The following is a 12,472-nucleotide window of genomic DNA, read 5'->3' on the forward strand; positions in this document are numbered from 1 at the left end:
GAATCGTCCGCTCGACTTGCATGTATTAGGCACGCCGCCAGCGTTCGTCCTGAGCCAGGATCAAACTCTCCATAGAAAAGTTATCCTTAGCTTTTACGCTGCTGTTTTGTTCAGTTTTCAAAGAACATCAAGCACAAGACATATCATACAAGATGCTTTTTTTATTGTCAACACTTTTTATGCTATTTTTTATTAAAAAATTAAATGACAACGGCAATAACCATTGTCATTTTATAATCTCTTCAATGAACAAATCCTTTTTATCTTTGAGTGAAATAATTTTGTTTGTTTCAATTATCTTAACCATCGGATGATTTGGTGAATCTTGTTCAAAAAAGATGATTTCCCCGATTTGTTCATTTGATAATTTCACTCTTGCCCCGATTGAAAGAGTCATTAAAAGAGAAGCCAACGCTCGAACAACAGAAAGATCAAATTTTCCAAAGCAATCTTTATGAATTTGTTCAAATACTTTAAAAGGAGATTGCTTATTACGATAAGGCCGCTCAGAAATCATCGCATGGTAAACATCTGCCACAGCAACAATTTTGCTATACGGGTGAATTTTTTCTTCTTGAACACTAAGTAAATACCCGCTGCCGTCATTGCGCTCATGATGTTGCAAAATAGCGAGCTTCACTCCTTCTTGTAGCGCGGTAATTTTTTGAACCATTTTATATCCATAAACGGTATGTTGGCGCATATCTTTATATTCCATTGGTGTAAGGGCTGTGCTTTTGTACAGTATTTTCGGATCGACTTTAGCCATACCGCAATCGCTCAATAATCCAGCAATTGCGACTTGATAATAGTCTCCTTTTGCATATTGCAATTTTTTCGCCAATACACCTGAGAGAAGGCCAACCGTTACTGCATGATGGAATAAATACTCTGATTTTGTAGAGTAGTGGTGAAAAAAGAGCAATTCTTTTTCCGATTCCAATACTTTTTCGAATAAAGGCATAAACATGTGACGCACTTTGCCGATGTCGATCGGCAACCCAGACTGCCAACCTTGAAACATTTGTTTATACTGCTGAACAGCTTCTAAATATAATGTCAATATATCTTTGTTATCGGTTACTTTTGTTTTTGGCGCATCTTCTTGAATAATTTCACTTGGTCGAAATGTACTCCCATCGACAAGAACTGACTGTACACGCACTTGAGTAACGAGAAACTTTTGTAATACAGTTAAAAGTTTCGGAGTTAACACAGTGTTTTTCGGAACAATGACACGATTCGATTTCCCAATAACATCTTCCGCTAAGATGCATCCTTCTTGCAATTGAGCTGTTTTTACTAACAACACGTCTTTCTCCCCGCCTTTGTAAGAACGTAGAGGGGGAATTTCCCCTCTACTCTTCTTGCAATTGTTCTTGTTCTTTTTCTTCTTCTTTCGGCACTTTGGCTACTGTCGCAACATACTCTTGCTCGTTTTCTCCATCAAGACGCATTAACTTGACTCCTTGGGTGTTTCGTCCCATGACAGAGATATCGCTTACCGCCATACGAATCATCACACCACTTGCAGTCATTAACATTAAATCTTCTTCACCTGTAACTGTTTTTACCGACACAACTTCACCATTTTTTTCAGTAATGTTACACGTTTTAATCCCTTTTCCTCCACGGCTTTGAATACGATATTCTGAAGCTGGTGTCCGTTTCCCGTATCCGTTTTTCGTCACAATTAAAATTTCCTCATTCCCATTCAAACTCTCCATACCAACTACTTCATCACCCGGACATAACGTAATTGCTTTCACACCTGCAGCTGTTCGTCCCATCGAACGAACATCTGTCTCCGGGAAACGAATTAACATCCCATTTTTCGTCCCTACAATGATATGCTTATGACCATCTGTCAGTTTTACGGATATTAATTCATCTCCTTCATGCAAATGAATAGCAATTAAACCGTGGTTGCGAATGTTAGCAAATGACGATAGCGGTGATCGTTTTGCAATTCCTTGCTTTGTTGTGAAAAATAAAAATGCATCTTCACGAAATTGATCAATTGCAATCACTGTATTAATTACTTCATCTTTTTCAATGTTTAATAAGTTAACAATCGGAATTCCTTTCGCTGTTCGGCTAAACTCTGGAATTTCATATCCTTTTGCTTTATACACTTTCCCTTTGTTCGTAAAAAATAAAACAATGTCATGTGTAGATGTAATGACTAAATGTTCAACAAAATCGTCTTCATTCGTATTCATTCCTTGAATGCCGCGTCCACCTCGGCGTTGGCTTCGGTATGTTGAAACAGGGAGACGTTTAATATACCCTCTATGTGTCAATGTAACAACGATATTTTCGCGAGTAATTAAATCTTCGTCATCAATTGTTTCTAAACCGCCATTCACAATTTCTGTACGACGATCATCGTTGAACTTCTCTTTAATTTCAAGTAATTCGTCGCGAATAATTTGTAAAACTTTTTGTTCATCAGCTAAAATGGCTTTTAAATGCGCAATGAGCTTCACTAGCTCCGCATATTCTTGTTCAATTTTTTCGCGTTCCAATCCCGTTAAACGTTGTAGACGCATATCTAAAATGGCTTGCGCTTGTTTTTCGCTTAACTGGAACTTCGTCATTAATCCTTCTTTCGCTACGTCTACAGTCGCAGATTGACGAATAAGCTCAATCACTTCGTCTAAATGATCAAGGGCAATGCGTAACCCTTCTAAAATATGGGCACGAGCTTCTGCTTTGTTTAATTCAAACTGCGTCCGACGACGAATGACAATCTTTTGATGGTCTAAATAATGTTGTAAACATTGTTTTAAGTTCAACACTTTTGGTTGACCGTCAACAAGGGCAAGCATATTAATACCAAAGCTTGTTTGTAGAGCTGTTTGTTTGTATAAATTGTTGAGCACCACATGGGCACTTACATCTCTTCTTACTTCAATAACGATGCGCATGCCGCTCCGATCAGATTCATCACGCAAATCCGTAATACCCTCTATTTTCTTTTCACGTACAAGTTCAGCAATTTTTTCAATCAACTTTGCTTTATTTACTTGATAAGGCAATTCTCGGACAATAATTGTTTCTTTTCCGTTTTCTTTTTGTTCAATCTCTGCTTTCGCGCGTAATGTAATCGAACCCCGTCCTGTTTCATACGCTTTTCGTATACCGCCTCTTCCGATAATTTGCGCGCCTGTTGGGAAGTCAGGACCAGGCAAATACTCCATTAGTTCAGCAATGGTCATATCAGGATCTTTCATCAACTCTAATAAAGCATCAATGACTTCCCCAAGTTGATGCGGCGGAATGTTTGTCGCCATTCCGACCGCAATACCTGAAGATCCATTCACGAGTAAATTCGGAAAACGAGCTGGCAACACAATGGGCTCACGTTCTGATCCGTCGTAGTTATCTTGGTAATCAATCGTGTCTTTGTTAATATCCCGCAACAGCTCCATCGAAATTTTCGACATTCTCGCTTCCGTATAACGCATAGCTGCTGCGGCATCTCCATCAATTGATCCGAAGTTTCCGTGACCATCAACGAGCATATATCGATAGTTAAAATCTTGTGCCATCCGCACCATCGTATCGTACACCGCTGCATCGCCATGTGGATGGTACTTCCCGATCACTTCACCGACAATACGTGCGGACTTTTTGTAAGGCTTGTCCGCTGTCATTCCTAAATCGTGCATCGCATATAAAATTCGGCGATGTACCGGCTTTAGTCCGTCACGCACATCAGGAAGTGCACGCGATACGATGACGCTCATAGCATAGTCGAGAAACGATGCACGCATTTCTTGACTAATACTTATTTCTTTTACACGTTCAGACATATAGACGAACCTCCCTTACTTAACAAAATAATAAAACAAGGGGAGGGTGAACAAACACTCTCCGACATACTTAAATATCAAGATTTTTTACATACTTCGCGTTTTCTTCGATAAACTGTCTACGTGGTTCTACTTTATCTCCCATTAAAATCTCAAATGTTTCGTCTGCTTCCATCGCATCTTGCAAACTCACTTTTAGCAACGTTCTCGTTTCTGGGTTCATCGTCGTTTCCCAAAGTTGTTCTGGGTTCATTTCTCCAAGACCTTTGTAACGTTGAATAATCGGTTTTGGTTGTTCTGGTAAACGTCCTAATATTTCCTCAAGTTGTCGATCACTATATGCATACTCAATTCGTTTCCCTTGCTGAATTTTATATAAAGGTGGCTGAGCGATATAAACGTAACCTTGTTCAATGACCTCGCGCATATAGCGGTAGAAAAATGTCAGCAACAGTGTACGAATATGCGCCCCGTCGACATCCGCGTCTGTCATAATAATAATTTTATGGTAACGAGCTTTTGTAATATCAAACTCTTCTCCAATTCCTGTACCAAGAGCTGTAATAATGGCACGCACTTCATTGTTTGATAAAATTTTATCTAATCTTGATTTTTCAACGTTAATAATTTTTCCACGCAACGGTAAAATCGCTTGAAAATGACGATCACGTCCTTGTTTTGCAGAACCACCCGCTGAATCTCCCTCAACGACATACAGTTCGCATATCGATGGATCCTTCGAAGAACAATCCGCTAATTTCCCAGGCAAACTTGATACTTCAAGCGCATTTTTTCTTCTCGTCAATTCTCGCGCCCGTTTAGCTGCGAGACGTGCCCGTGAAGCTAAAATTCCTTTTTCAACAATTTTTTTGGCGACTGATGGATTTTCAAGTAAAAACTTTTCAAATTGCTCCGCAAAAATAGACTCTGTCGCGGTGCGAGCATCGCTATTTCCGAGTTTTGTTTTCGTTTGTCCCTCAAACTGTGGAGACGGATGTTTTACGGAAATGATTGCTGTTAATCCTTCCCGCACATCTTCTCCTGTTAAATTGGCATCTTGTTCTTTAAACATATTGTTTTTTCGACCATAATCATTAATGATTCGCGTTAACGCCGTTTTAAAACCTAATTCATGCGTACCGCCTTCATGCGTATGAATGTTATTAGCAAATGAATATATATTACTCGTATAGCCATCGTTATATTGCAAGGCGATTTCGACTTGGATCCCGTCTTTTTCTCCCTCAACGTAAATCGGTTCCTCGTGAAGTGTTTCTTTCGTCCGATTTAAATGTTTGACGTATGAAGAAATTCCACCTTCGTAATAATATTCGTTGCGCCGCTTTTCGCCACGTCGATCTTCTAGCGTAATGCGAATCCCTTTATTTAAAAAAGCAAGCTCTCGTAAGCGATGTGCGAGCGTATCATAATCATACTCAGTCGTTTCTACAAAAATTTCTGGATCTGGTTTAAAATGAATGGTTGTCCCTGTCCGATCTGTCTCGCCTACAACTTGCAAATCAGAACAAGGCACGCCGCGCGTATATTTTTGATAGTGAATTTTCCCATCACGATGCACATATACTTCTAATTCTTCTGACAACGCATTTACAACAGATGCCCCAACTCCGTGTAAACCGCCAGACACTTTATATCCACCGCCGCCGAATTTTCCACCGGCGTGTAACACAGTCATAATTACTTCAACAGCTGGTCTCCCCATTTTTTCATGGATGCCAACAGGAATCCCACGGCCGTTATCGATTACTGTAATGCTGTTATCTTCTTCAACAATGACGTTAATTTCCGTACAAAATCCAGCTAACGCTTCATCAATGCTGTTATCAACGATTTCCCAAACGAGATGGTGTAATCCTTTTGGACCGGTTGATCCGATATACATCCCTGGTCTTTTTCGTACCGCTTCTAACCCTTCGAGAACTTGAATTTGGCTTTCATCATAAACGACTTGTTCTCTTTGTTCCATCGTCATTATTGATCACCTACGCTTTCCTTTTCGAACAATACGTTCGAGGTTTATAGAAAAACTATCGTTTCGTCATTTGTCCAGAGACAACTTCATACACATCTGCCTCACGAATGACGCGATGCTCGATTCCATCTATGCTCGTTGTCGTTACAAATGTTTGTACTTTGCCTTGGATAGCATTTAACAAATGCGTTTGGCGAAAATCATCAAGCTCTGATAGTACATCATCAAGTAAAAGAATAGGGTACTCGCCAATTTCTGAAAAAATTAAATCAATTTCAGCTAGTTTCAATGAAAGAGCTGTCGTTCGTTGTTGACCTTGTGAACCGAATGTTTGTACATCTTTCCCGTTAATCGTAAACGATAAATCATCTCGATGTGGCCCAATGAGCGTTGTACCTCGTTCTATTTCTTTTGTTTTTATTTTTGCGAACTTTTCGTTATACACTTCTACTATTCTCGACCATTGTTGTTCGTCTAATACATCAACTGAAGGACAATAATGAATCCCTAATTGTTCATTGCCCCGGCTAATTTCAGCATGGATTGGTTTTGCCCACGTTTGTAACAATTCAATAAATTCATATCTTTTTAGAGTGATTTTTGCAGCGAGCTCCACAAGCTGTTCCGTAAGCACATCAAGAAACGTTTCGTCCGTCTGTTTTTTCGACTGAAGCAGTTTCAAATATTGATTTCTTTGTTGCAACACTTTTTGATATTGTCCGAGCTCGTGCATATAAACAGGTGATACTTGGCCAATTTCCATATCGATAAAGCGTCTTCGAATTTGTGGGCTCCCTTTGACAAGGTTTAAATCTTCAGGGGCAAACATGACAACGTTCATATGGCCAACGTAGCTGCTTAATTTTGCCTGTTCAATATAGTTTAATTTTGCTTTTTTTCCTCTCTTCGACACGATCAACTGTAAAAAAATTTGACCGTTTTTCTTTTCTACTTTACCTTCTATTTTAGCATAATCTTCTTCCCAACGAATTAAATCTTTATCGTTTGTTGTTCGGTGTGATTTCGCCATCGACAAGACGTAAATGGATTCCATAATATTCGTCTTACCTTGAGCGTTTTCTCCTAAAATGACGTTTACATTATTTCGAAATTGCCAACAACCTTGCTCATAGTTCCGATAATTTTTTAAAGTTAATTGTTCTAAAAACAAAGGTGCCCCCCGCCTTTACGAACGAATCGTAAATGTACCGATTGTTTCAATATGAACAACATCTCCTACTGTCAACTTCCGACCGCGGCGTTGTTCCCGTTCACCATTAACGAGCACATCGTTTGTTTGTAAAAACCATTTCGCCATTCCACCTGTTGAAATGACGTTTGCTAGTTTTAAAAATTGTCCAAGCGTAATTGTTCCCGTTGAAATTTTTATTTCTTTCATGCATCATCCGCTCACTTTCTGTAAAAGTGTCCATTTTTTCATTGTACTAAAAAAGAAGGGGGAAGAAAAGGAAAGCTGCTAGATCTTCTAGCAGCTTTTTTAGTATGTGCGTACAGGCAAAATTAACTGAAGCATAGAATCGTCATGAAGTGGTCGAATGACAAACGGCCGCATGGCACCAGTAAAACTAATTTTAATTTCCGCCCCTTCTAACGCTTTTAATGCATCCATCATATATTTTGCGCTGAAAGAAATTTTTAATTCTTCACCTTCTACCTGCTCACATTGTACTTCTTCGACCACTTTTCCGATTTCAGGTGAGTTCGACGAAATTTCAACGACTTTGTCAGACAATGTTGATAAACGAACAACGTTATTTCTTCCTTCACGTGCTAGCAACGATGCACGATCGATTGCTTGTAAAAACTCTTTTGTTTTGACAATCATATCTGTTTGGCTTTCTGCTGGAATTAGCCGAGATGTATCTGGATAGTTTCCGTCTAACAACCTTGAGAAAAACAATAAATGTTTTGTTTTGAATAACACTTGGTTTTCAGTTACGACAATATGAACAGGCTCATTTGATTCTTCAAGAATTTTATTTAACTCGTTTAAGCTTTTGCCTGGAATGACAATGTTGTAATACGCTTCTGATTCCGTTTCTACTTTTGCTTTCCGCATTGCTAGTCGATGACTATCTGTTGCAGTACACACCAGTTCATTATTTTCAATCCGCCAGTTTACACCTGTTAAGATCGGGCGTGTTTCTGAGGTGGACACCGCAAATACCGTTTGGCGAATAACATGTTTTAGCAAATCAGCTGGTACTTTAAACATGTTTTCTTCTTGAATTTGTGGTAGCCGTGGATATTCTTCTGGATCTAATCCATTCAAATGAAATTCGGTTTTTCCGGATCGGATCGTCGTGACGAATTTGTCTTTTACTTCGATTTCTATCGTTTCTTTCGGTAACTTACGAACAATTTCACTAAAAAATCGTGCTTGTAAGACAACGCTACCTTGGGTAATGACGTCTACAATGACTCGATCTTCTTCCTCAGCTGGAATGAATGATTCGATCGAAATATCCGAATCACTTCCTGTTAAAGTAACACCTTGTTTCGAGGCAACAATTTTAATTCCAGTTAAAATCGGAATCGTTGTGCGAGATGATACAGCTTTCATCACATCTTGTACACTTCTCACTAAGTGATCGCGATCAATAATAACTTTCACAAAGAAAACCTCCCTAATTTATTTATTATATTTTTTTAAAAAACTATTAATCATAGTACTAGGCGCTGTGATTATGTGGATAAGTGAATAAAACAAAGGAAGCACAGACTATCCACATGTGGACAGACTGTGCACAAACATAAAGCAGTTATTCACATTATTTCAGTTTCTCCATAATTTCTTTCAGCTGTTTTTGTAATTGAACGTCTGTTTGGATGAGTGCTGAAATTTTCTCGTGAGCATGGATGACAGTCGTATGATCACGCCCTCCAAATTCCTCACCAATCTTCGGAAGTGAGCAATCCGTCAGCTCGCGCGAAAGATACATTGCAATTTGGCGCGGAAATGCAACCGATTTTGTCCGTTTCTTTGCCTTAAAATCTTCGAGTTTCAAGTTGAAATGCTCCCCAACAACGCGTTGAATGTCTTGGATTGTAATGACTCTTGGTTTGGAGCTTGGAATGATATCTTTTAATGCTTCTGCTGCTAAATCTGCGTTAATTTCTTTGTTAATTAAAGAGGAGTAAGCAACGACCCGAATGAGTGCACCTTCCAATTCACGAATGTTCGAATCGATTTGATTGGCGATGTACAACATCACTTCGTTCGGGATGTCGAAGCCTTCCGCCTTTGCTTTTTTACGCAAAATGGCAATTCTCGTTTCTAAATCAGGAGGAGTGATATCCGTAATTAATCCCCATTCAAAACGAGAACGAAGGCGATCTTCTAACGTCGGAATTTCTTTTGGAGGTCGGTCACTCGATATGACAATTTGCTTACTTTCTTCATGTAATGTATTAAACGTATGGAAAAACTCCTCTTGCGTCTGTTCTTTTCCCGCAAGAAATTGAATATCATCTATTAACAGTACGTCCACGTTACGATATTTGTTGCGAAAATCATCTGGACGATTATCGCGAATGGCATTAATAAATTCATTTGTAAACTTTTCCGAAGATAAATAAACAACTTTTGCTGACGGATTATGTTCAAGAACGTAATGGCCGATTGCGTGCATGAGGTGCGTCTTGCCTAGGCCTACACCACCATAAATGAAAAGGGGGTTGTATGCTTTGGCCGGTGCTTCTGCTACTGCCAAAGATGCAGCGTGGGCAAAGCGATTGCCAGATCCAATGACAAAAGTATCGAATGTATACTTTGGATTCAGCATACTTTGTGGAAATTCTGTTTGTTCGTCATCGTGTTTTCGCGGTTTGCTCGATGGTTTTAGATCAAATTCCTCTAGTGTTTGATGATTAGGGATCGTGCATTTAATTTTTAACTCTTCTCCGGTAATGTCATAGAGCGTTTGCTCAATGAGCCGTGTGTAGCGCGATTCGAGCCAATCTTTTGTGAATTCATTTGGAACGGTAATAATAAGTATGTCGCCTTTTAGCGAATGAGCAGATGTCGATTTTAACCACGTTTCAAAGCTCGGTTTGCTAATTTTTTTCTCAATCTCGGCTAAAGCTTTATTCCATAAGTCCGAAATATTTTCCACGCCGCTCTCCCTCCTTCTCCGCGCGGGTGTTCAACATTTGTACAACTTTGTCTATAAAAAAATTTTTTTTCGACAGTTTTCACCGGTTGTGGACAAATATTTACACAGGATGTGGACGGAACTGTCCACACATTATCCACATTTTGTGGATAATGAAAAAAACTTATAGAATTATCCAGAGTAAAAACAACAATATAATAGCAGATAAATACTTATGTTGCAATGGGTTTAAAAGATTATCCACAAAACGAAAAAGATGTGAAAAAAATTTATCCACAAGGTTATAAGATGTGAAAAACTTGTCGATAAATGTTGTGGATACGAAAAAAACGACAAAAATTTTATCCACAACAATAATCACAACATAGTCAAAAAAAGATACTCCTGGAGTAGTTGACATTTCTCTAAATTTCTCACTATAATTAGAAAGACTGTCTTTTAACAGTTATTCCTCAGGGAGGTGTCATATATGAAAAGAACGTATCAACCAAATAAGCGGAAGCGTAGTAAAGTACACGGTTTCCGTGCGCGCATGAGCACAAAGAACGGAAGAAAAGTTCTTGCTCGCCGTCGTCGTAAAGGAAGAAAAGTATTATCTGCATAGGCCACTGAACGATCAGTGGTCTTTTTTCTAACGGGAGTTACGATCGAGGTGTGATTGGGACACATGAAAAAAAAATATCGCATAAAAAAAAATGATGAATTTCAAGAAGTATTTCAACGAGGAACATCGGTAGCGAATCGGCAGTTTGTCGTATACGTTTTAGATCAGCCGGGACAATGTTATTTTCGTATCGGATTATCCGTTAGCAAAAAGATCGGAAAAGCAGTCGTTCGAAATCGCGTGAAACGATATATTCGCCAAGTGTTTCACGAAGAACGTGATCGGATCGAAGCGGGAAAAGATTATGTCATTATTGCGCGAATGCCAGTAGCTACGATGGGGTATGAAGAGGTAAAAAAAAGTTTATTGCATGTTTTGAGGCGGGCGAACGTTTTTCATTAAATGTTTGGACGAGCGATATGTTAAAATATTTCGTGGAACGTATGAAGTAAGGGGGAAAAACGAGTGAAAAAAAGGCAAGTCGCATGGCTGTTTTTACTTCTTGCTGTTGTGTTAGCAGGATGTTCAGAAATTAACCAGCCAATTACTGCAGAAAGTAAAGGATTTTGGAACGAGTACATCGTTTACCCACTATCTTGGTTAATCACATACATGTCTGAGTTGTTTGGCTCCAATTACGGTTTAGGGATTATTGTCGTTACGATTTTAATTCGCTTAGCTATCTTGCCGTTGATGATTCAACAAACGAGAAGTTCCAAAGCAATGCAAGCGTTACAACCAGAACTACAAAAACTTCGTGAAAAATATAGTTCAAAAGATGCGCAAACGCAACAAAAACTGCAACAAGAAACGATGTTGCTTTTCCAAAAGCACGGTGTGAATCCGTTAGCAGGGTGTTTGCCGTTATTCATTCAAATGCCGATTTTAATTGGATTTTACCACGCTATTATGCGTACAGAAGAAATTGCACGCCATAACTTTTTATGGTTTGACTTAGGGGAAAAAGACCCGTTCTTTATCCTGCCGCTTGTCGCAGGGGTAACGACATTTATCCAACAAAAGATGATGATGGCGGGCACGGAACAACAAAATCCGCAAATGGCAATGATGCTTTGGTTAATGCCAATTATGGTCGTTGTATTTGCGATTAACTTTCCAGCTGCCCTCTCACTTTATTGGGTTGTCGGAAACTTATTTATGATTGCACAAACGTATTTCATTAAAGGACCAGACTTAAAAGCAACAAAACAAGCTGGGGGAACAGGAAAGTGAAACGAGTGACGATGGGTGGCCAAACGGTAGAAGAGGCAGTGGAAAAAGCGTTAGCGCAATTACATGTGCCGAAAGAAGCGGTCGATATTGTTGTTGTTCAACAAGAAAAAAGGCCGTTTCTTGGCTTGTTCGGTGGAAAAGAAGCGGTCGTTGAAGTAACGATTAGCAACCCGTTTTTTTGTGTGGAATCGTTTTTAAAACATGTGATTGAACAAATGAATGTACGTGTCAATCTTTCTTGTCAAGCGGAAGGAGACCGTTTCGTTGTCTCGCTTTCGGGGCAAGATGTAGCACGAGTAATCGGAAGACACGGTCAAACACTTAATGCTTTACAATTATTGGCACAAGGAGTTTTAAACCGTTGCACCGATCGTCCGCTTCATGTTGTGATTGATGCGGAAGGGTATCGGAAACGAAGAGAAGAAACGCTCGTTCGTTTAGCGAAGAATATGGCGAAAAAAGCAATCCAAACGGGACAAGATATTTCGTTAGAGCCAATGAGTGCATGGGAACGGAAAGTCATTCATACAGCGTTAAGCGATGATGAAAGGATACAAACGTTTTCAGCTGGGGCGGAGCCGTATCGTCATGTCGTTATTTCACTAAAATGATAAACATTCTCTAGGGGAAGTCGTTCCTAGAGAATTTTTTTTGTCAATTGAAACGTTACGTGTATGTTGTTATTCAC

11 protein-coding genes and 1 rRNA gene are annotated in these 12,472 nt (G+C 39.3%); 4 read left to right on the forward strand and 8 right to left on the reverse strand.

Annotated features, from left to right (window positions below):
- The 8 genes from HNR63_RS00005 to dnaA all read right to left on the reverse strand — a co-directional run.
- Positions 1-76, reverse strand: a 16S ribosomal RNA gene (locus HNR63_RS00005); the annotation flags it as partial.
- Between the two features lie 150 nt (positions 77-226).
- Complete coding sequence (locus HNR63_RS00010; protein WP_042895275.1) at positions 227-1,312, reverse strand: HD-GYP domain-containing protein; 1,086 nt, start codon at positions 1,310-1,312, stop codon at positions 227-229.
- Between the two features lie 46 nt (positions 1,313-1,358).
- Positions 1,359-3,818 carry a DNA gyrase subunit A gene (gyrA, locus tag HNR63_RS00015; protein WP_075039596.1) on the reverse strand — a complete coding sequence of 820 codons (2,460 nt, stop codon included), beginning with the start codon at positions 3,816-3,818 and terminating at the stop codon, positions 1,359-1,361.
- A gap of 70 nt (positions 3,819-3,888) precedes the next feature.
- Positions 3,889-5,805, reverse strand: a complete 1,917-nt coding sequence (gene gyrB, locus HNR63_RS00020) for a DNA topoisomerase (ATP-hydrolyzing) subunit B (RefSeq protein ID WP_395857449.1) — start codon at positions 5,803-5,805, stop codon at positions 3,889-3,891.
- A 61-nt stretch (positions 5,806-5,866) separates the two neighbouring features.
- Positions 5,867-6,982 (reverse strand): DNA replication/repair protein RecF, encoded by a 1,116-nt coding sequence (recF, locus tag HNR63_RS00025; RefSeq protein WP_042536407.1) that lies wholly within the window; start codon positions 6,980-6,982, stop codon positions 5,867-5,869.
- Between the two features lie 15 nt (positions 6,983-6,997).
- Positions 6,998-7,210, reverse strand: coding sequence for a S4 domain-containing protein YaaA (gene yaaA / locus HNR63_RS00030; RefSeq protein ID WP_181519392.1), 213 nt, complete (start codon positions 7,208-7,210; stop codon positions 6,998-7,000).
- Between the two features lie 99 nt (positions 7,211-7,309).
- A complete protein-coding gene (dnaN, locus tag HNR63_RS00035; RefSeq protein ID WP_181519393.1) occupies positions 7,310-8,446 on the reverse strand; it encodes a DNA polymerase III subunit beta in 1,137 nt (378 codons plus the stop codon).
- Between the two features lie 157 nt (positions 8,447-8,603).
- Entirely contained in the window at positions 8,604-9,947 is a 1,344-nt protein-coding gene (gene dnaA / locus HNR63_RS00040) for a chromosomal replication initiator protein DnaA (RefSeq protein ID WP_042536410.1), read from the reverse strand.
- A 469-nt stretch (positions 9,948-10,416) separates the two neighbouring features.
- On the opposite strand from dnaA, the gene rpmH reads away from it, so the two are divergent.
- The 4 genes from rpmH to jag all read left to right on the forward strand — a co-directional run bounded on the left by rpmH (position 10,417) and on the right by jag (position 12,395).
- The gene (gene rpmH, locus HNR63_RS00045; RefSeq protein WP_003397591.1) at positions 10,417-10,551 is read left to right on the forward strand and encodes a 50S ribosomal protein L34; all 135 of its coding nucleotides are present in this window, start codon (positions 10,417-10,419) and stop codon (positions 10,549-10,551) included.
- Between the two features lie 63 nt (positions 10,552-10,614).
- Entirely contained in the window at positions 10,615-10,953 is a 339-nt protein-coding gene (gene rnpA / locus HNR63_RS00050) for a ribonuclease P protein component (RefSeq protein WP_181519394.1), read from the forward strand.
- Between the two features lie 63 nt (positions 10,954-11,016).
- Positions 11,017-11,784, forward strand: a complete 768-nt coding sequence (spoIIIJ, locus tag HNR63_RS00055) for a YidC family membrane integrase SpoIIIJ (RefSeq protein WP_181519395.1) — start codon at positions 11,017-11,019, stop codon at positions 11,782-11,784.
- Positions 11,781-12,395 (forward strand): RNA-binding cell elongation regulator Jag/EloR, encoded by a 615-nt coding sequence (jag, locus tag HNR63_RS00060; protein ID WP_085788916.1) that lies wholly within the window; start codon positions 11,781-11,783, stop codon positions 12,393-12,395. Before spoIIIJ ends, jag begins: the two co-directional genes overlap by 4 nt.
- Positions 12,396-12,472: the final 77 nt, after the last annotated feature.

The sequence above is a fragment of the Anoxybacillus ayderensis genome, from assembly GCF_013761015.1.
GTDB classification, from domain to species: Bacteria; Bacillota; Bacilli; order Bacillales; family Anoxybacillaceae; genus Anoxybacillus; species Anoxybacillus ayderensis.